This is a genomic window from Stutzerimonas stutzeri KOS6 (genome assembly GCF_000307775.2).
Lineage (GTDB): Bacteria > Pseudomonadota > Gammaproteobacteria > Pseudomonadales > Pseudomonadaceae > Stutzerimonas > Stutzerimonas stutzeri_B.
This window is the reverse complement of record NZ_KK020676.1, coordinates 2,112,181-2,131,898: the sequence shown is the minus strand read 5'-3', so window position 1 is coordinate 2,131,898 and position 19,718 is coordinate 2,112,181. Positions and strand designations below refer to the sequence as shown.

The window sequence follows — 19,718 nt, the reverse complement described above, 5'->3', positions numbered from 1 at the left end:
ATGCGATGCGTCCTCGTCCTGTGTGTCGCGCTGCTGGCCGCTTGCGGCGAGCAGCCGGCCGACCACCTTGCCGATGCCCTGGCCGCCGATCCCGTGCGGCTGAAGGCATTGCGCGCGCAATGCGCGGCCGACCGGCAGGCCACGGGCGAGGACGCTTGCCGTGCCGCCGCCGAAGCCTTCCGGCGGCGCTTCTTCTCCGGCCAGGCCGGGCCGGATGAATACCAGACGCTGGCCGACCTGCCGCCGATCCCGCCGAGCTTCGAGGAACCGGCCGATGGCATCGCGCCGGCCGTTCCCGCCGAACCGGAGGACACGCCATGAATGACGTGACCATCATCGACCAATTCCTCAACACCTTTGCCGCTTATATCGACTCGGGTTTCGGGCTGCTGCGGGGCGAAGTGGCGTTCCTCACGGCCACGCTGATCGTCATCGACATGACGATCGCCGGCCTGTATTGGGCCATGAGCCATGCCACCGGCCAGGGCGAGGACGTGATCGCCAAGCTGCTGCGCAAGGTGCTCTACGTCGGTGCCTTCGCCTACATCATCAATAACTTCAACTGGCTGGCCAGCATCGTGTTCCGCTCGTTTGCGGGATTGGGCATCACCGCAACCGGCTCGGCCATCACGATGGAGAACTTCTTGCAGCCGGGCCGGCTGGCGAAAACCGGCATCGACGCCGGGGCGCCGATTCTGGAGCAGATCGGCGAGATGGCGGGCTTTCCCGAAGTGTTCGTGAACCTCGACCCCATCGTGGTGATGTTCCTCGCGTGGCTGGTCGTGGTCTTGTGCTTCTTCGTGCTGGCGATCCAACTGTTCATCACGCTGATCGAGTTCAAGCTGACCACGCTCGCCGGATTCGTGCTGGTGCCATTCGCGCTCTGGAACAAGACCGCGTTCCTCGCCGAAAAGGTCTTGGGCAACGTGGTGGCCTCCGGCGTCAAGGTTCTGGTGCTGGCCGTGATCGTCGGTATCGGCTCGGGCTTGTTCGCTCAGTTCCAAGTCCATCCCGCCGAGCCGTCTATCGACCACGCGCTGGTCATCATGCTGGCCTCGCTCACCTTGCTGGCGCTCGGGATCTTCGGCCCCGGCATCGCCACGGGCCTGGTGTCCGGTGCGCCGCAGCTCGGCGCGGGCGCAATGGCCGGTGCTGCTGTCGGCGCTGCCGGCACGGCCGTCGCCATCGGCGCCGCCGCGACGGGCGTGGGTGGCGCCGTGGCTGCTGGCGCGCGCATGGCCCCGGCTGCCGCCAAGCTGGCCGGTAGCGGTGCGCGCGCCGCCACGTCGGCGGCCAGCAGTGCGAAGTCGGCGTTCCAGGCCGGTTCCGCCGCCGCTGGCGGCGGCGCAAAGGGCGCGATGGCGGGCCTAGGCAACGTCGCCAAGACCGGCGCGCAGTCCACCGGACGCGCGGCTGCATCCCGCGCCTCCGCTGCCGGGCAACGCATGGCCGCTCCCTTCCGCGCTGGCTGGAATGGCGCTGCCGCCGATGGCGGCGCGGGCGCGGCATCCGGTCAGGGCGCCGCAGGCGAGGCCGCATCCGGCGCCGCTACCGCGCAGACGCAGGAACAGCCCGCTTGGGCCAAGCGCCTGCATCGTCGCCAGCAACTCACCCATGCCGCGACCACCACCGCCCACGCGCTGCGCGGTGGCGATGGCGGCGGCTCCGGCCAGGGGCCGAGCCTGCGCGATTCCGATTCATAAGGAGAACCGACCATGCGATTCAAGAAACCGCAGGTGCGCTACGCCGACACGCCGCAGCCTGCCACGCCGTACCAAGCTGCCGGCCAGGTGTGGGACGACCGTATCGGAACGCCGCGCGTGCAGGCGAAGAACTGGCGGCTGATGGCCTTCGGCTGCCTCACGCTCGCGCTGTTGATGGCCGGCGGCCTGGTGTGGCGCTCGGCGCAGTCCTTCGTGACGCCCTACGTCGTAGAGGTGGACAACGCGGGCCAAGTGCGCGCCGTGGGCGAAGCCGCCACGCCGTACCGGCCCAGCGATGCGCAGACGGCGCACCACATCGCGCGCTTTGTCACGCTGGTTCGGTCGCTGTCCATCGACCCGATCGTGGTGCGGCAGAACTGGCTGGACGCCTACGACCACACCACAGACAAGGGTGCAGCCGTGCTCAACGACTACGCGCGTGTGAACGATCCGTTCGCGCGCATCGGCAAGGAGTCGGTGACGGTGCAGATCACCAGCGTCGTGCGCGCCAGCGACACGTCGTTCAACGTGCGCTGGACCGAACGCCGCTACGTAAATGGCGCCGCGGCTGGGCTGGAGCGGTGGACGGCTGTGGTGTCCATCGTGCTCCAGCCGCCGCGCACCGAAGAACGCCTGCGCAAGAACCCCCTGGGCATCTACGTCAACGGCCTGTCGTGGAGCCGCGAACTGGACTCTTCCGAAGGAGCCAAGCCATGAATGATCTTTTCCGTAAATCCGCCTTGCCGGTGATCCTGCTTGCCCTGGCGGGCTGCGCCACGCAGGGCAAGCCACCGCCGACCATCTCGCTCGATGAGCTGGTGCAGGCCCAGCCGCTGCCCGAACCAGTTGCACCGGTGGAGGTGGTGGCCGTACCCGAGGTGTTGCCGATGCCGGCGCAGTTGAAGCCGTTGCCAGGCGCCGAGGACGCCAAGCCTGTGCCGGAGCCGACAGACGAGAAGGTGCGTGTCTCGCGCGCCAATGCCGAGGCCCGCGTCGCGCCCACGCGCGAGGGCTACGTCAACGCGATTCAGGTGTGGCCCTTCACGGATGGCGCGCTCTATCAGGTCTATGCGGCCGTGGGCCGCGTGACCGTGGTTTCGCTCCAGCCGGGCGAGGAACTGGTGACGGTGGCCGCCGGCGATACCGTGCGCTGGATCGTGGGCGACACCTCCAGCGGCAGCGGTGCCGACCTGCGCGTGAACGTGCTGGTCAAGCCGATTCGCTCGGGCCTCAAGACTAATCTCGTCATCACCACCAGCCGCAGGACGTACTTGCTGGAGCTGGCTTCGACGGAAAAGACGTGGATGGCATCGGTGTCCTGGGAGTATCCGCGCGACCGGATGCTGGCGCTGCAGCGTCAGGCGCATGCGGCCTATGCCGCCGCGCCTGTCGATACCGGGCTGGCACTGGAGAACCTGCGCTTCCGCTACACGATCAGCGGCAGCAATCCGTCGTGGAAGCCGCTGCGCGCCTTCGACGACGGGCAGAAGGTCTATATCCAATTCCCCGCCGGCATCGCGCAAGGCGAGCTGCCGCCGCTGTTCGTGATTGGGCCGGAAGGGGACGGGCAACTGGTGAACTACCGCTTCCGCTCGCCGTACTACATCGTGGATCGGCTGTTCGGCGCGGCCGAACTGCGCCTGGGCGGTGACAAGGGCAACGTGGTGCGGATCGAGCGCACGGATGGCATGGCACGGAGGAACTGACCATGAGCCAGGACGACAACCCCGATTTCGCCACGCCGCAGGCGGGCAAGGTCGCGCCCGAGGCGGTGGCGCTGCGCGCCCAGCCGCGCCCGGTCACGCGCCTGAACCGGCGCACGCTGGCCATCCTCGTCGGTAGCCTATCGGTTGCCGTGCTCGGCGCCACGATCTGGTCATTGCAGCCGCAGCGGCGCGGGGCCAGCGAGCAGACCGAGCTTTACAACGTCGATCGCGTGTCGAAGTCCGAAGGGCTGGATGGCCTGCCGGCCGACTACTCGAAACTGCCACCCCCTTTGCCGACGTCCGTGCCCGAGCTGGGGCCGCCGCTGCCGGGTGATCTCGGCCCAGCCATCGTGAACTCGCAGCAGCCGGCCGTGGCCGCCTATGCAGCCCCCGGCCACGACCCCAACGACGGCTTGCACAAAGAGGCAGAAGCCGCTGCGGCTTCGTCGGTGTTCTTCCGCTCGGGTGGCCAAGCCGCCGCCACGGTGGCGCAGGCGGCGCCGGGTGCAGCAAGCACGCTCGCGGCCTTCGACCCGCTCGCTGCCGGGCCGGCTTCGACGGCGGCCCAGCCTGCCGACCCGACCGCCGTGCAGAACCGGCAAGACCAGAAGGAGACGTTCCTGAAAGCCGGCTCTACGGAAACCCGCAATTCCGGCAATCTGGCGCTGCCAGCGTCGCCGTATCAGGTGATGGCCGGGACGGTGATCGCAGGCGCCTTGGTGACGGGCATCAAGTCGGACTTGCCGGGCGACGTGATCGCCACGGTAACGGAGCCGGTCTATGACACCGCCACGGGCAAGTTCCTGCTGATCCCGCAGGGATCGCGCATCCTCGGGCGCTACAACAGCCAGGTCAGCTACGGGCAGAGCCGTGTGCAGGTGGCGTGGAACCGGATCATCTTGCCCGATACGTCCTCGCTGACGCTCGACAACCTAGTGGGTACCGACCCCGCCGGCTACGCGGGTCTGGAGGACGACGTGAACTGGCACTGGAACCGCATCTTTGCCGGTGCGGTGCTGACGACGCTGCTGGGCGTCGGCGCAGAGCTGGCCGCGCCGGAGAACCGCCAAGACGGCAACCGCATCGTCATCGCCGGACGCGACAGCGCGCAGGACAGCATCAATCAGGTCGGCCAGGAGATGACCCGGCGCAACATGAACATCCAGCCGACGCTGACCGAGCGGCCTGGCCTGCCCGTGCGAATCATCGTCAACCGGGATCTGGTGCTGCGGCCGTACCAGCCGCTGTTCTTCAATCGGGGAGCTTCGCAATGAGCACGACCAAGAAGATGCGGCTCGGGCCGCTGCCCAAGACCGAAAGCGTCAAACTGACCTTTGCCTGCCCGGCCAGCTTGAAAGCCGACCTCGACCGCTACGCCGCGCTGCACGCGCAGGCGTATGGCGAAGTTGTCGATGCAACGAGGCTGATCCCGCACATGCTGGAGGCATTCATCGCGGGCGATCGGGGCTTCAAGCGCACGCAGCCCAAAAACGGAAAAGCCGCCCCTGCGTGAACAGGGGCGGCTCTGGATTGGTGCCCGAGGCCGGAATCGAACCGGCATGACCGTGAGGTCGAGGGATTTTCTTACCACTTCGACTTTCGCCGCCAGCGCGCATGCGCTGTTCGTGGTCTGGAGCACGCCTTCACCATAGCCTTGCGGCCGTAGGTGCCCGCCGTCTGCTCTCTACACCTTCCCACGAAGCTTTCGATTCAGGGCTTGGCTCGGCGTTGGCTCGGACGCTTGCGCGTTCAGGGCGTTCACCGAATTTGACGGGCTTCACCTTCGGAGTTTCCTCCGGAGGGCTCAAATTGCTTCAAGTCCCTTGTGTCTACCAGTTTCACCACTCGGGCTGGCTTGACTCGTTGCCGAGTCCATTTTCGCCCGACTACCGCCGGGCTTGCTCTAACTGTACCGCTCGCTTGGCCCCTAGCTGGCTCCTAGCCGTTCAAGAGACCAACACAGGCTGCATACCAGAAGGCATGGAAACCTGCGCCATTCCTAGCTTTGCGGGCCACTCACTTACGAAAAAAAGACTTGACAAAGGAGGTTTTAAGTCCCTTGCGTATACCAATTTCGCCATCCGGGCGGAGGTTGCGTTGCACTGTGCCGATGGAGAATCGGCGGCGCAGGACTATAACGAGCCTCCGTGGCCCACGCAACCAGAATGGCAAGCGGCTCAGTGGTCCGTGCTGGCGGAAAGGGCCCACCAGCTCGGCAGCAGGCGGCGGATCTGCGGGCGGCCGAAGCGATCATCGATCAGGTGCACGACACCTTCGTCGTTTTGCGTGCGGATGACCCGTCCCGCAGCCTGGATGACCTTCTGCAGGCCCGGGTAGAGATAGGTGTAGTCATAGCCAAGGCCGCGTCCGAACAGGTCATCGAGTCGTACCTTGAACTGTTCGTTGATCGGATTGACCTGCGGCAGGCCGAGGGTGGCGATAAAGGCACCGATCAAGCGCTGGCCCGGCAGGTCGATGCCCTCCGCGAAGGCGCCGCCCAGCACGGCGAAGCCGATGCCCTTGCTGTGCTCCGTAAAGCGCTCGAGAAAGGCGTTGCGTGCCGCCTCCTGCATGCCGCGGGTCTGCTCCCAGAAGGGCACGTCCGGATGCAGCTGACGCAGCCGCGCGGTGACCTGCTGCAGGTAATCGAAGCTGCTGAAGAAGGCTAGGTAGTTACCGGGGCGCTCGGCATACTGTCGGGCGATCAGCTCGACGACCGCACCCAGCGAGGCTTCGCGATGCTGATAGCGGGTCGAGATATGTTCGGCCAGGCATACCCGCAGTTGCCGACTCTGAAACGGCGACTCGACCGTTATCCAGGCGCTGCCAGCGGGCAAGCCCAGCATGTCGGCATGGAACTGCCGTGGATTCAGCGTCGCCGAGAACAGCACGCTCGACCTGGCCTGCTTCAGCCTGGGCGCAAGAAACGGAGCGGGCACCACGTTGCGCAGGCACAGGCATGATCGTCTGCTGCCGCCTGCTGACTTCGGCGGCAGCAGGCTGATGTCGAACAGCGAATGCTCGCCGAAAAGCTCGGCGACCCGGCAGAAATGCATGGCATCGAAGTACGCCCGCTGCAGCTGCGCATCCAGTCCGTCGGGCTGTTCGCCCAGATAGTCGGTGATGGCACTGACCGCCTGCTGCAACGCGCCAAGCAGCTTGAGCGGCAATTCGCGGTGGACCCGGTAGGCAGCGGTCTGCTCGCGATGCAGCTCATTCCAGCTGCGCTGGATTCGACCCAGCGGCCGCTTCAGCACTGCGGGCGCCTTGCTGCCGAGGCCGGCAAAGGCGCGCTGGTCGAGCTCGGCGCTGTACATGCCGCGCGCCCGTTCGAGCAGGTTGTGCGCCTCGTCGACCAGCACGCAGATGCGCCAGTCATTGCTCAGTGTCAGGCCATAGAGCAGGGCGCTGATGTCGAAGTAGTAGTTGTAGTCGCCAACCACCGCATCCACCCAGCGCGCCAGCTCCTGGCTGAGATAGTACGGGCAGACCTGATGGGCGAGCGCCACCTCGCGCAAGGCAGCCTGATCGAGCATCGGTAACTCCAGCGCGGCCGCACGTGCCGCCGGCAGGCGATCATGGAAGCCCCTGGCCAATGGGCAGGATTCACCATGGCAGGCCTTGTCCGGGTACTCGCAGGCCTTGTCGCGTGCCACCAGCTCGAGTACGCGCAAGGCGCCCGCACCGTGGCGCTGCAGCATTTGCAGGGCGTCGAGCGCCAGCCGGCGGCCCGACGTCTTGGCGGCGAGGAAGAACAGCTTGTCCAGCTGCTGGCCCTGAAACGCCTTGAGCTGCGGGAACAGCGTGGCGAGCGTCTTGCCGATGCCTGTCGGAGCCTGGGCCATCAGCGTGGTGCCGGTGCAGGCTGCCTTGTATACCGCTTCGGCCATTTGCCGTTGGCCGCTGCGAAAGCCGGCATGGGGGAAACGCAGTGCAGCCAGCGCCTGGTCACGAGCGGCCCGGTGCGCCTGCTGCTGTTCGGCCCAATCGATGAAGCGTCGGCATTGGGTTTCAAAGAACGCATGCAATTCCTGCGCATTGTGGCGCTCGGTGAACAGCGTTTCCTTGTGACTGACGATATCGAAATAGACCAGCGCCAGTTCGACATCATCGAGCCCGCGCGCCTGGCACAGCAGCCAGCCATAGATCCTTGCCTGGGCCCAGTGCAGCTGACGATGATTGGCCGGCTGGCGTTGCAGATCGCCGCGAAAGGTCTTGATCTCTTCCAGGCGGTTGCGTGCCGGATCGTAACCGTCGGCACGGCCGCGTACGCTCAGTTGCCCGTATTGGCCTTCCAGCGCGACTTCGCGCTCGTAGCCCTCGCCGCGCCTTGCGCTGACCTGAGCGTGGCCGGCGATGCCTTCCAGTGCGCTGGGCGAGGGCGTGAAACGCAGATCCAGATCGCCAACCTTGGCGGTGAACTCACAGAGCGCACGCACCGCGACCCGATAGCTCACGCCACCACCTCGGCCCATTGCACATGGCAAACCGCGATGGGCAGGCCGTGCTGGTGGGCATAGTCGATCCAGCGCTTCTGGTTGTCCTGCAGGCGATCGCCCGGACCTTTCACCTCGATCATGCGATAACGGCCTTGCCCCGGCCACAGCTGGACCAGATCCGGCAGACCGGTACGATTGCCACTGACATCCACCAGGATGCGCTGGAACATCAGCTTCAGATGCGACGCCGGAATGCAATCCAGCGCCTGTGCAAGCAGTTGCTCGTCGACCAGCCCCCAGGCGACGAACGCATTGTGGATGCCGAACTTCGCCTTGAAGGTGCGCCAGATGCAGTCGCGGTAGTCATCGCGGTCGAGACAGGCCAGGCACGTGGCGAACAGGTTGGCACGTCGCCGGTGGAAATCCGCGCGGTTGAGGTCGGCCGGCGCCCAGTGGAACGGGTGGAAGAAAGCGCCGGGCAATGGTGCGAATATCGCGTCCCAGCAGAGCAGGCCGAACAGCGAACCGACCAAGGCGTTCTCGACGTAATAAACCGGAGCCTCCGGCGTCGCCAGGAACTCCCGTACCGCATGTTCGACGTTACAGCCGGACCTGGGCAGAACCAGCTCGAGCTGCTCCGGCTTGCGGCTGCGAGCGCGATCCGTCGGGGTACCCAGGCTGCGCTGCAGGCGCGGCAGGATGCGTTGGATCTGCTGCGACTCATGCTCGCTTTCCGGCGCAGCCTGGGCCTGCAGCAGCAGTTCCAGCGCTGCCTCTGGTTGGCCGCAGCGCTCCAGCACGCGAATCGCCCGCTCACGCGCGCCGGGATAGGCATTGGCGGCATGCACGCGCAGCGCCTCGGAGAGTTCGCCGAGGCGCTCAAACTGCTGGCCGAGGCGCAGCAGCAGTTTGCCGCGGCGGCTTTCCAGCCAGGTGTTGGTGAAAGGCACCGCCGGCACGTCGGCCAGGATTTCGGCCTGCGTCTCGCCGGCATCGAAGCGCTCGCGGCAGCGGTGCAGGTGCAGGTACGCATCCAGTTCGCTGCGGCAGCCGAACGCGCGGGAGGCGGGTGAGAAGGGCACCCGTTCGTAGCGATAGACCCCAAGATCGGCGAGGACGAACTCCGACCAGTCCTGATGGATATTGCCGAAGAACATCAGTCGCAGTCGCTCGCAGAGCTGGTCGATAGACAGGGCGAACACCGCATCCTCGACACCCTTGCACCATTCGCTGAACGGCTTCGCCGAATGTTGAGCTTCATGCAACCGCTCCAGGAGCTCGGCCTTGCGCAGGCTGGCCGATGCAGGTGAGCCGACGATCTGAAGCAGTTCGCGCTTGGTCAGCAGGCCGAACAGTTGCTCCAGCGTGAGCGGTCGGTCGACTTCGATCCAGCCGTGTTGGATCAGCGCACTTGCCGCTCCATGCGGGCAGCCGATTTCCGGGTAACGCAGCTTGCTTGCGCGGAACAGCTCGCCCTTGCGCATGACCATGCGTACCAGAAGGGCCTGAGACGCCTGTGGCAGCTGTGCGAAGCCGTCGATGAATGCACGCTCGGTTTCGTCGAGCAGATCGCCATGGTGCTGGCCTACCCAGCCCAGCACCTGCCGAAAGTTCTCGAGATAGTAGAAGGGGTTTTCCAGGGCCTGACGCATCGCACATCCGCTACAGCCGGGGGGCGCGAACGGCCCGCTCAAAGACTGGCTATTTATACAGCTGAAGCGGGTTTTGGCAATCCCTGGCTGATCAGCGGAGTGGATCGAGGCCGGTTGTACGGGGCGGTGGGAATACCGCCCCGGAGGGGGCGTCAGACCGTGCGCGAGAAGCGGCCGCGCTGTTCGCCGCCGAGGTAGGCATCGAACGCCATGGCGACATTGCGCATCATCAACTGTCCTTGAGGCAGCAGGACCAGCGCATCGTCGTGCAGCTCGACCAGCCCGTCGGCGACGGGTTCGGCCAGTTTTGCCAGCGACTCGGCGAAGTACTCGCGGAAGTTGATGCCGTGCTTGCGCTCGATCTGCAAATAATCGATGCGGCTGTGGCACATCAACGACACGATCACCTCGCGGCGCAGGCAGTCGTCGTCGCTCAGCCTGTAGCCGCGCTGTACCGGCAGCATGCCCTCGTTGAGTCGCGCGTAGTACTGCGAGAGCTCCTTGACGTTCTGGCTGTAGCTGTCGGCGACCTTGCCGATGGAGGAAATGCCCAGGCCGATCAGGTCGCAGTCGGCATGCGTGGAATATCCCTGGAAATTGCGTTGCAACGTGCCGTTGGCGCGGGCCAGGGCCAGTTCATCCTCGGGCAACGAGAAGTGATCCATGCCGATATAGATGTAACCGGCGGCGGTGAGGCGCCGGATGGTCAGTTCCAGCAGTTCGAGCTTGCGCTCCGGCGGCGGCATGTCCTCGGGGCGAATCAGTTTCTGTGCGCGTACCAGATCCGGCAGGTGGGCATAGCTGTAAGCCGCGATGCGGTCCGGGCGAATGTCGATGATCTTGTCCAGCGTGGTGTCGAAGCTGGCGACCGTCTGCAGCGGCAGGCCGTAGATCAGATCGACGCTGATGGACTTGAATTGCGCGTCACGGGCAGCCTGGACCAGTTCGCGGGTCTGCTCCTCGGTCTGGATGCGGTTGACGGCGATCTGCACCTGCTCGTCGAAGTCCTGCACGCCGAAACTGAGGCGATTGAAGCCCAGCTTGCGCAAGCCATGAATCTGCTCGGGCGTAATGGTGCGCGGGTCGACCTCCAGCGAGAACTCGTGGTTGTCGCTGTCATCCATGTTGAACGCCTGATGCAGGCTCGCCATCAGGTCGGCCAGCTGCTCGCTGCTGAAATAGGTAGGCGTGCCGCCGCCGAGATGCAGTTGCGTCAGCTTGCGCGAGCGATCGAACAGCTCGCCCTGCATGGCGATCTCGCGCTTGAGGTATTCGAGGTACTCGACCGCACGTTCGGTCTTGTGGGTGATGATCTTGTTGCAGGCGCAGTAGTAGCAGAGGCTTTTGCAGAACGGAATGTGGATATACACCGACAGCGGCTTGGGCGTTTGCGCCTGGTTGCTGCGCGCGGCGGCGGCGCGGTAGTCGTCCTGGGCGAAGGCCTGGTGGAACTGCGGGGCAGTGGGGTAGGAGGTGTAGCGCGGACCGGGGCGGTCGTATTTCTCGACCAGGGCCCGGTCGAAGCTCGGCAATTGGTCCATGTTCGTTTTCACCTAAGGGTTGAATTCGGAGTCGGGTGCGGAACGCGGCGTCACCCTCGGGTGTGTCCGGCTCAGGCAAGTCATGGGCGCGGATTATGGACGATTAGCCCCTGCGCGCCGACTGTCTCAGATCAAGAATAGTGGCCCGGAGGCCCACGGACGCCGCCGTCGGGCGATGCGGGTCGGTCCGCGAGGGGCGGACCGGCCTCGCAGCTGCCTCCTATAGCTTGAACTGGCCGACCAGGCGGTTCAGTTCGGTTGCCAGGCGTACCAGCTCATCGCTGATCTGCGAAGTCTGGGTGGCGTCGGCCGATGTGGTGTCGGCGATCATGCTGATGGTCGAGATGTTGCGGTTGATCTCCTCGGCGACCGCACTCTGCTGTTCGGCGGCCGTCGCAATCTGGGTGTTCATCTCGTTGATGGTACCGACCTCGTCGGCGATCAGGCCCAGGCTTTGAGCCGCCTTCTCGACGCATTGCGAGCCGGAGCGGGCACGCAGTTGCGCTTCGTTCATCGCCTGCACGGCGTTGCGTACTCCGCTCTGCAGCTGTTCGATCATCGCCTGGATTTCTTCGGTGGATTTCTGCGTGCGCGACGCCAGGGTGCGCACCTCGTCAGCCACCACCGCAAAGCCGCGGCCTTGCTCGCCAGCGCGTGCCGCTTCGATCGCCGCGTTGAGGGCGAGCAGGTTGGTCTGCTCGGCGATGCCGTTGATCACGCCAAGCACCATGTCGATGCTGGCGCTGTCGGTCTCGACCCGCTGGATTACCTGAGCCGCTTTCTCGATCTCGGCGATCAGCACTTCGATGCCGTCCAGCGCTTCGGTAGCAACCTTCACACCGGCCTTGGACTCGTTGTCGGCGCCGCTGGACGCGGTGGCGGTCTGGCTGGCGTTGCGCGCCACTTCCTGCACGGTCGCGCTCATCTCGTTCATCGCCGAGGCAACCATGTCGGTTTCACTGCGCTGTTCGTTGACGGCGGCGAGCGTCTTCTCCGCAACATGCGAAACGCGCTCGGAAACGTCGGTGAGCTGATGCGTCACGCCGGCAACGGCTTCCAGGCTGTGACGGAACTTGCCGATCATGCGGTTGAAGGCATGTCCCATGGCGCCGATCTCGTCCTGCGCGCCGACCGTCACATTACGGCTCAGGTCCTCGTCTTCGGCCATGGTGTCCATGGTTTGACGCATGGCGTTGATGCGGCGGAGGATGACGTGCCGCACGGTCAGGCACATCACCACAACGCCGACGACCAGCAGCAACAGCTGGATACCGGCAGTGGTCAGGATGTTGCGGTCGACCTCCTGGTCCAGCGCCTTGAGGTCATAGGTGATGCGAACCGCCCCCATGATCGCGTTTTCGGCAACCTGGTGGCAGGACAGGCAATTGGTTCCACGATAGTCGGAATGGGCCAGGATCGGGTTGATCACCGTAAGCACCCGGCCACCCTCCTGATGGGTTACCTCGATGATCTCCTCGCCACCCAGCGCGCGACGATCCAGGCTGTCGACGGGGGCCTGGTGCTCATAGCCGGGGCCGAACACCCTGGTGACCTCGTCGCTGCGAATGATGCGGGCGTCGATGACTCCCGGGCGCGCAAGAATCTTCTTTCGCAGGACATCACGCTGCGCCATCGTGCCGGTGAGCATCATGGTGTTGATGCTGTCGAAATAGGAGTCGGCAGCATCCTTGGTCTGCTGCTCGACGACCTGCAATACCAGGCGTTTCTCTGTGCTGGCTGCGATGAACAGCGAGGCTGACATGATGGCCACCAGTACCAGCACCAGGGCCAAATTGATCTTTGTCTGTACGGACATTTGTCGAGAGGCGGAGCTGTCGTTCATGTTGTTCCTCGGTACTACTGCCGCGCGGCTCAGCCGCCCTTGCACATTATTGTTCTATCGGTACCCGCAGCGCAGCGTTGAGCAGAGCAATCATGTGCTCATATCGGCGCGCTGCGTGGATACTTGAAGTTGGCGACGGCTGCTAGCCATGCGCCATTATCGGGCGGCGCTATGGTATTGCTTTTCAGCGCGGGGGGAGCGACTCGATCTGTCGAACACCCCTGCTATTGCACATTTCCCTGACTCAGATCATCGGTCGACAGGCTTGCCCGAGGAGTTGGCTGCTACAAAATGTAATGAGCAACCGCTAAGGATATTTGCGCCGCTGCGCTTCCTGTTGTCCCTTGTCGTGGCGCGGAAAAAAAACACCTGCCAACGGCTTTACAGAATGTCAAACCGCCATTAGCGTTGCCGCCCGCCGGGACATCGAAGCGAGCATCCCCAGCCGCAGGCACATAATCTGCATTGGCCGTGATGCTCACTGCGAACCCCAACGGAAAACGATGGTCGTAGGCTCTACGCCGGCAAGGCCGGACAACACCGCAAGGCAGCTGCTGTTCTCGATGGCAGTGCATCGACTGGAACCTTTATTTCAAGGACTCACATGATCAAGAAATGCCTTTTTCCTGCCGCCGGATATGGCACGCGTTTTCTCCCTGCAACCAAGGCCATGCCCAAGGAAATGCTGCCGGTGGTGAACAAGCCCCTGATCCAGTACGGGGTAGAGGAAGCGCTGGCCGCAGGGCTGACGCAGATCGCCATGGTTACCGGTCGCGGCAAGCGCTCCCTGGAGGACCACTTCGATATCAGCTACGAGCTCGAGCACCAGATCCGCAACACCGACAAGGAAAAGTACCTGGTCGGCATCCGCCGCCTGATCGAAGAGTGCAGCTTTTCCTATACCCGTCAGGTGGAAATGAAGGGTCTGGGTCATGCCATCCTCAGCGGTCGTCCGCTGATCGGCGATGAGCCGTTCGCAGTAGTACTGGCTGACGACCTGTGCATCAATCTGGACGGCGATCCGGTGCTGGCGCAGATGGTCAAGCTGTACAACCAGTTCCGCTGCTCGATCGTTGCCATTCAGGAAGTGCCGCCGGAAGAAACCAGCAAATACGGTGTGATTGCCGGTGAAATGATCCGTGACGACATTTTCCGTGTCAGCCACATGGTCGAGAAGCCCAAGCCGGAAGACGCCCCTTCGAATCTGGCGATCATCGGCCGCTACATCCTGACGCCGGACATCTTCGAGCTGATCGAGCAGACCGAGCCGGGCAAGGGCGGTGAAATCCAGATCACCGATGCCCTGATGAAGCAGGCGCGTGACGGCTGCGTGCTGGCTTACAAGTTCAAGGGTCAGCGCTTCGACTGCGGTAGTGCCGAGGGTTACATCGAGGCAACCAATTTCTGCTACGAGAACTTCTATCTCACCGGCAAGGCGTTCTGAACCACTTGGGCCACCGCAGGGTGGCCCAGTCGTTTCAAGGCAGTGGCAGGTCTTCAGCCCCGGGGCCAAGCGGCTGTCCATAGCTGAATTCGACGTAGTTGCCTGCCGGGTCGCGCAAGCCGCAGTAATAGCCCACCGGATACGGTTCGTCTCGCGGCTCCCAGATCAGGCAGCCGTCGTTACGTGCCCGTTCGGCAATCGCATCCACTTCCTCTCGACTGGCCAGCGCGAAGCCAAAGTGGCTGTAGTCGTTCGCCGCCAGTGATCGCGCCGTGCCGCCAGGCATGAGCACGAAGATGAATTCGCGTTCCTTGCCGGGCTCGGCCATCCAGACGATTCGCGAGCCCTTGCCGGGTCGCTCGTGGAACACGTGCATGTTGCAGAAGCCGCTATAGAAGGCGATGCAGGCTTCCAGATCGGGCACGTGCAGAGCCAGGTGGGTGAGGGTGGGGCGCATGCGGCACTCCTTCGGTGATTCGGGGCAAGCCTGGGTTATGCTGTTCGCTACACAAGGAGACAACTCTACATGGCTTACGACTTCGATCTATTCGTCATCGGCGCAGGCTCCGGTGGCGTTCGTGCGGCACGCTTCGCGGCCGGTTTCGGTGCAAGAGTAGCGGTGGCGGAAAGCCGTTACCTGGGCGGTACCTGCGTAAACGTGGGTTGCGTACCGAAGAAGCTGCTGGTCTACGGCGCGCATTACGCCGAAGACCTCGGACAGGCACAGGGCTACGGCTGGACCATCGACGGGGCGACCTTCGACTGGAAGACGCTGATAGCCAACAAGGACCGTGAAATCCAGCGTCTGAACGGAATCTATCGCAGCATTCTGCTGGACAGTGGCGTGACGCTGTTGCAGGCGCATGCCAGGCTGGTGGACGCACATACCGTCGAAGTCGCGGGCAAGCACTACAGTGCCGAACATATCCTGATTGCCACTGGCGGCTGGCCGCATGTGCCGGAGATTCCCGGTTGCGAGCACGCTACCACCTCCAATGAAGCGTTCTATCTCGAAGCGCTGCCGCGCCGGGTGCTGGTAGTGGGCGGAGGCTATATCGCCGTCGAGTTCGCCTCGATCTTCCACGGCTGCGGCGCGGATACCAAGCTGCTCTATCGAGGCGAACTGTTCCTGCGCGGTTTCGACGGTTCGCTGCGCGATCACCTGAAGGACGAAATGATCAAGAAGGGCGTGGACCTGCAGTTCAACGCCGACATCGCCCGTATCGACAGGCAGGCCGACGACAGCCTGCTGGCGACGCTGGCGGACGGTCGTACCCTGGAGGCAGACTGCATTTTCTACGCCACCGGACGCCGTCCGATGCTCGACAACCTCGGGCTCGCAGAGGTCGGCATTGAACTGGACAAGCGCGGCTACATCTCCGTCGATGATGAATACCGTGCCTCGGTGCCATCGATTCTGGCCATTGGCGACGTGATCGGGCGGGTGCAACTGACCCCTGTCGCACTCGCCGAAGGCATGGCCGTCGCACGGCGTCTGTTCAAGCCGGAGCAATACCGCAAGGTCGACTACACGACCATCCCCACCGCGGTATTCAGCCTGCCGAACATGGCGACAGTCGGATTGACCGAAGAACAGGCACGCGAGCAGGGCCACAAGGTCAGGGTCTACGAAAGCCGTTTTCGGCCGATGAAGCTGACCATGACCGATAGCCTGGAGCGCAGCCTGATGAAGCTGGTGGTGGATGCCGAAACCGACCGTGTGCTGGGTTGCCACATGGCCGGGCCGGATGCCGGCGAAATCATGCAGGGGCTGGCCGTGGCGCTGAAGGCCGGCGCGACCAAGCAGGTATTCGACGAAACCTTGGGCATCCACCCTACGGCGGCGGAAGAATTCGTCACCATGCGCACGCCAGCGGCGATCTGAACGTAAAACAGGGCGTGCGCATGGCGGCACGCCCATAGCGTTCGGTCAGTGATGATGCCCTTGCGCCGAACCACCGGCGGCCGGGGCATCTTCTTCGATACTCACCTCGGAGGTGAGCTCGCTTCCATTCTCGAATTGCAGCGTGAGCGGGAAGCTTTCGCCCGCCACCAGCGGCTGCTTGAGCCCGAACAGCATCACGTGATTGCCGCCGGGCTTGAATTCCACCTTGCCAGCGGCAGGCACGTCGACCGCCTCGACCTGCTGCATCTTCATCATGTCGCCATGGTGGACGTGCGTATGCAGCTCGGCTTTCGCAGCCCTGGGGGTTTGCGCGCCGATCAAACGCTGTGGCTGTTGACCGCGATTTTCCAGAACGAAGTACACCGCACCGGTCGGCGCGCTTGGCGGCATCGCGCGCGACCAGGCGTGGCTGACTGCCAGCTCGCTGGCGGCCGCCTGCACCGGAGCATGATGGTTGTGTTCCTGCGCGACGGCAGGCAGACAGAGCGCGGCGAGAACGCCTGCGGCCAATGAGCGAAGCAGCATGTGAAGACTCCGTTTTCGGTTGGATAGCGCCATATTACGCCGCTTGGCGCCGTCCGGCAGGTTCGGGTGCACGGACAGCCAGGACGTTGATTACGATCAAACACGTCGGCGCCACCCTGAACAAAGCTGCCATGGACTGCACAGGAGGATGCGTTCATGAGCCACACCAAGCTTCTGTTCCGCAGTGCCGCACGCGAAAAGGTGCTGCACGGTGCCAACCAGCTGGCCGATGCGATCCGAATCACCCTTGGCCCCAAGTCGAAATCGGTGCTGATCCAGAGCGCCTATGGCGCGCCCAAGGTCTGCAATGACGGCGTGACGATCGCCAAGCAGGTCAATCTCGAGGATCCTGAAGAAAATCTGGGTGCGCAGATGTTGCGGCAGGCGGCCGAACGGACCGGCGATGCCGTCGGCGACGGTACCAGCACGGCGACGATCCTGGCCCACGCCATTCTGACCGAGGGCATCCGCAACGTGGTGGCCGGCGCCAGCGCCATCGATATCAAAAGGGGGCTCGACAGGGGGCTACGCGTGGCCATCGAGTCGCTGCATCAACAATCGCGTGCAATAAACAGCCGCAAGGAAAAGGCCCAGATCGCCAGCATCTCGGCGCATAACGATCCCGCCACGGGTGAACTGGTTGCCGAGGCGATGGAGCGGGTGGGCGATGACGGCGTCATCACCGTGGAAGAATCCAAGACGACCGAAACGGTACTCGATGTCGTGGAGGGGATGCAGTTCGACCGCGGTTACGTCTCTCCGTACTTCATCACCGACAGCGAAAAGATGGAGGCCGTGCTGGAGGACGCCTTCGTACTGCTTTGCGAACAGAAGGTCGGGCTGCTCAAGGATCTGATTCCGGTTCTGGAAACCATCGCCAAGAGCGGCCGGCCGCTGCTGCTGATCGCCGAGGAAATCGAGGGCGAGGCGCTGGCAACACTGATCGTCAACCATATCCGCGGCGTGCTGCGCGTAGTGGCGGTCAAGGCGCCGGGCTTCGGCGACCGGCGCAAGGACATGATGCAGGACATCGCCGTGCTGACCGGTGCCCAGGTGGTATCGGCGGACCTCGGCACGGCGCTGGAACAGGTCGGACTGGAGCAGCTTGGCCGCGTTCAGCGGGTGGTGGCGGATCGCGAACACACGACGCTGGTCGGAGGCAGCGGCGGTCGCCCGGCGATCGACGCACGCATGCAGCAGATCCGCACGCAGATCGACAAGAGCAGCAGTGACTATGATCGCGAAAAGCTGCAGGAGCGGCTGGCCAAGCTATCCGGTGGGGTTGCGGTCATTCGTGTCGGCGCCCCGACCGAATCCGAGATGAAGGCGCGCAAGGATGCTTTCGATGATGCCATCGCCGCTACCAAGGCTGCCATGTCCGAAGGTATCGTGCCGGGAGGCGGGCTGGCCCTGCTGCGTGGGGTCGCGGCGATCGGTGCCGAAGAAGCCAGCGTTGAAGGGGATGAGCGGACCGGACTGCAGATCCTGCGCCGCGCACTGGAAGCGCCGGTACGCACCATTGCCGACAACTCGGCCGTGGATGACGGCGTGGTGGTGGCTCGGCTATTGGCCGAGTCAGGAAACGTCGGCTTCGATGCCGCTGCGAACCGCTACGTCGATATGTACGAAGCGGGCATCATCGATCCCGCCAAGGTCGTGCGGATTGCGCTAGAGAATGCCGTTTCGATTGCCGGCGTGCTATTGCTGACCGAGGCCACCATGATCGAGATACCGGACAAGCAGGACCGTGAGGCGCCGTTGCCGGGCTGAGCACTGCAGCGAGCCGGAGCCGGCCGGCCATCATCATCTTCCAGGCGCATGGCTGGCTCGGCAGCGAGCGGGAGCGCGCTTCACTCGGCCAGGCTGGCTGCTCGCTGCGGCAAGGCTTCGCGGGCATCCCACAACGAGCGGACATCCAGCAGGCAGATTTCCCGCGCATTGCTTTCGATCAGGCCGAGTCGACGGTAGCGGGTGAACAGGCGGCTGACGGTTTCCGTGGTAAGCCCCAGATAACTGCCTATTTCGGCTCGGGTCATCGGTAGCGTGAACCTTGTCGGGGACAGCCCACGTCGAGCGAAGCGGGCGGAGAGGTCGAGAACGAAGGCGATGAAGCGTTGGTCGGCGCTCTCACGGCTGTGACGCAGATGTGCCTGTTCGACCTGCAATTGGTGGCTGATCGATTTGAACAGATTGCTGCGCAGTTGCGCGCTGCTGCTCAGCAACTCCTCGAGCGCGTCGACCGGTATCGCGCATACCGTCGAAGACTCCAGTGCCACGACGTGGCAGCCAGACCGCTCGCCAGCGAAGACATCCAGGCCAACAAGCTCACCAGGAAAGACGAATCCGGTTATCAGCTCCTTGCCGCCAATGCCGGTCAGATAGCTCTTGAGCGAGCCGCTGCGCAGGGCATAAACGTGAGTGGCCGGCTCATTGGCCCGGAAGAGATGTTGCTGTCTAGCCAGGCACCGGTTGTGCCTGATGCTGCCTTGCAGGTATCGCAGCTCGTCGTCCAGCAACGTCGCCGGCAGACAGATTCGCCGCTGCGAGCATTCGCAGCACTTCAGCGGAGCGGTCCTGCAGACCTTCGGTTTTGCATCCATGACAGTAACCCTCGGTTGCATGGCATTTTCCTGACTGACCGCATGACTGTAGTCAAAAAAATACCAGGACGAAGCGAAGATTGTCCGTTAAGGACCTCAAGCACGACCTTAAGGCTTCGCCTTCAACGGCCGTGAGACCATCAGCAGCCTTATTGTTCCGAGCTGATACCCTCTGCGGCCCCAGCCGTAATCCGCAAAGCCTGCATATCGTCCTGCACTTGTGGCGTTTGCGCCGGATGGCTCAGGTATTCATTGGCCTGTTCCACCGTGTCGCTCGCGGCGAATCGGCCGAGCGCCTGACCCGCCTCACCTAATGATTGCCCGCCCTGGTCGGCCTGCTAGACCGCTTTATAGACACC

Annotated in this window: 17 protein-coding genes; 10 read left to right on the top strand and 7 right to left on the bottom strand. The window is 63.9% G+C overall.

Going from position 1 to position 19,718, the window contains the following annotated elements:
• From B597_RS37815 to B597_RS37790, 6 genes are read left to right on the top strand one after another with little or no spacing between them, the layout of a single operon-like run.
• Nucleotides 1-321, top strand: a complete 321-nt coding sequence (locus B597_RS37815) for a hypothetical protein (RefSeq protein WP_024162191.1) — start codon at nucleotides 1-3, stop codon at nucleotides 319-321.
• On the top strand, nucleotides 318-1,703 hold the full coding sequence (gene trbL, locus B597_RS37810) for a P-type conjugative transfer protein TrbL (protein ID WP_024162190.1): 1,386 nt from the start codon (nucleotides 318-320) through the stop codon (nucleotides 1,701-1,703). Before B597_RS37815 ends, trbL begins: the two co-directional genes overlap by 4 nt.
• Nucleotides 1,704-1,715: 12 nt before the next feature.
• The gene (gene trbF / locus B597_RS37805) at nucleotides 1,716-2,420 is read left to right on the top strand and encodes a conjugal transfer protein TrbF (protein WP_024162189.1); all 705 of its coding nucleotides are present in this window, start codon (nucleotides 1,716-1,718) and stop codon (nucleotides 2,418-2,420) included.
• Entirely contained in the window at nucleotides 2,417-3,409 is a 993-nt protein-coding gene (trbG, locus tag B597_RS37800) for a P-type conjugative transfer protein TrbG (protein WP_024162188.1), read from the top strand. Before trbF ends, trbG begins: the two co-directional genes overlap by 4 nt.
• A gap of 2 nt (nucleotides 3,410-3,411) precedes the next feature.
• The gene (locus tag B597_RS37795) at nucleotides 3,412-4,683 is read left to right on the top strand and encodes a TraB/TrbI/VirB10 family type IV secretion system protein (protein ID WP_024162187.1); all 1,272 of its coding nucleotides are present in this window, start codon (nucleotides 3,412-3,414) and stop codon (nucleotides 4,681-4,683) included.
• The gene (locus B597_RS37790; RefSeq protein WP_003293813.1) at nucleotides 4,680-4,922 is read left to right on the top strand and encodes a DUF2274 domain-containing protein; all 243 of its coding nucleotides are present in this window, start codon (nucleotides 4,680-4,682) and stop codon (nucleotides 4,920-4,922) included. Before B597_RS37795 ends, B597_RS37790 begins: the two co-directional genes overlap by 4 nt.
• Nucleotides 4,923-5,586: 664 nt before the next feature.
• Here the strand turns inward: B597_RS37790 and B597_RS37785 are convergent.
• The 4 genes from B597_RS37785 to B597_RS37770 all read right to left on the bottom strand — a co-directional run bounded on the left by B597_RS37785 (nucleotide 5,587) and on the right by B597_RS37770 (nucleotide 12,884).
• Complete coding sequence (locus tag B597_RS37785) at nucleotides 5,587-7,866, bottom strand: ATP-dependent DNA helicase (protein WP_003293812.1); 2,280 nt, start codon at nucleotides 7,864-7,866, stop codon at nucleotides 5,587-5,589.
• Entirely contained in the window at nucleotides 7,863-9,500 is a 1,638-nt protein-coding gene (locus tag B597_RS37780; RefSeq protein WP_003293811.1) for a VRR-NUC domain-containing protein, read from the bottom strand. Before B597_RS37780 ends, B597_RS37785 begins: the two co-directional genes overlap by 4 nt.
• 152 nt (nucleotides 9,501-9,652) lie before the next feature.
• Nucleotides 9,653-11,041, bottom strand: a complete 1,389-nt coding sequence (hemN, locus tag B597_RS37775) for an oxygen-independent coproporphyrinogen III oxidase (RefSeq protein ID WP_003293809.1) — start codon at nucleotides 11,039-11,041, stop codon at nucleotides 9,653-9,655.
• Between the two features lie 220 nt (nucleotides 11,042-11,261).
• Nucleotides 11,262-12,884 carry a methyl-accepting chemotaxis protein gene (locus tag B597_RS37770; RefSeq protein ID WP_003293808.1) on the bottom strand — a complete coding sequence of 541 codons (1,623 nt, stop codon included), beginning with the start codon at nucleotides 12,882-12,884 and terminating at the stop codon, nucleotides 11,262-11,264.
• A gap of 604 nt (nucleotides 12,885-13,488) precedes the next feature.
• Between B597_RS37770 and galU the strand changes: the two genes are divergently transcribed.
• Entirely contained in the window at nucleotides 13,489-14,328 is an 840-nt protein-coding gene (gene galU, locus B597_RS37765) for a UTP--glucose-1-phosphate uridylyltransferase GalU (protein ID WP_024162184.1), read from the top strand.
• A gap of 34 nt (nucleotides 14,329-14,362) precedes the next feature.
• Here galU and B597_RS37760 read toward each other — a convergent pair whose 3' ends face one another.
• Nucleotides 14,363-14,785 (bottom strand): VOC family protein, encoded by a 423-nt coding sequence (locus B597_RS37760; RefSeq protein ID WP_003293807.1) that lies wholly within the window; start codon nucleotides 14,783-14,785, stop codon nucleotides 14,363-14,365.
• 69 nt (nucleotides 14,786-14,854) lie between these two features.
• Here B597_RS37760 and gorA point away from each other — a divergent pair, with 69 nt between their 5' ends.
• Nucleotides 14,855-16,213: a glutathione-disulfide reductase gene (gene gorA / locus B597_RS37755; RefSeq protein ID WP_003293805.1), complete on the top strand. Its 1,359-nt coding sequence runs from the start codon at nucleotides 14,855-14,857 to the stop codon at nucleotides 16,211-16,213.
• Nucleotides 16,214-16,258: 45 nt separating this feature from the next.
• Here gorA and B597_RS37750 read toward each other — a convergent pair whose 3' ends face one another.
• A complete protein-coding gene (locus B597_RS37750) occupies nucleotides 16,259-16,759 on the bottom strand; it encodes a copper chaperone PCu(A)C (protein ID WP_003293804.1) in 501 nt (166 codons plus the stop codon).
• Between the two features lie 156 nt (nucleotides 16,760-16,915).
• On the opposite strand from B597_RS37750, the gene groL reads away from it, so the two are divergent.
• Nucleotides 16,916-18,529, top strand: coding sequence for a chaperonin GroEL (gene groL, locus B597_RS37745; protein WP_003293802.1), 1,614 nt, complete (start codon nucleotides 16,916-16,918; stop codon nucleotides 18,527-18,529).
• 80 nt (nucleotides 18,530-18,609) lie between these two features.
• Here the strand turns inward: groL and B597_RS37740 are convergent, their stop codons facing one another.
• Entirely contained in the window at nucleotides 18,610-19,359 is a 750-nt protein-coding gene (locus B597_RS37740) for a cyclic nucleotide-binding domain-containing protein (RefSeq protein WP_003293801.1), read from the bottom strand.
• A 152-nt stretch (nucleotides 19,360-19,511) separates the two neighbouring features.
• Between B597_RS37740 and B597_RS47385 the strand changes: the two genes are divergently transcribed.
• Nucleotides 19,512-19,673, top strand: coding sequence for a hypothetical protein (locus B597_RS47385; protein WP_024162183.1), 162 nt, complete (start codon nucleotides 19,512-19,514; stop codon nucleotides 19,671-19,673).
• Nucleotides 19,674-19,718: the final 45 nt, after the last annotated feature.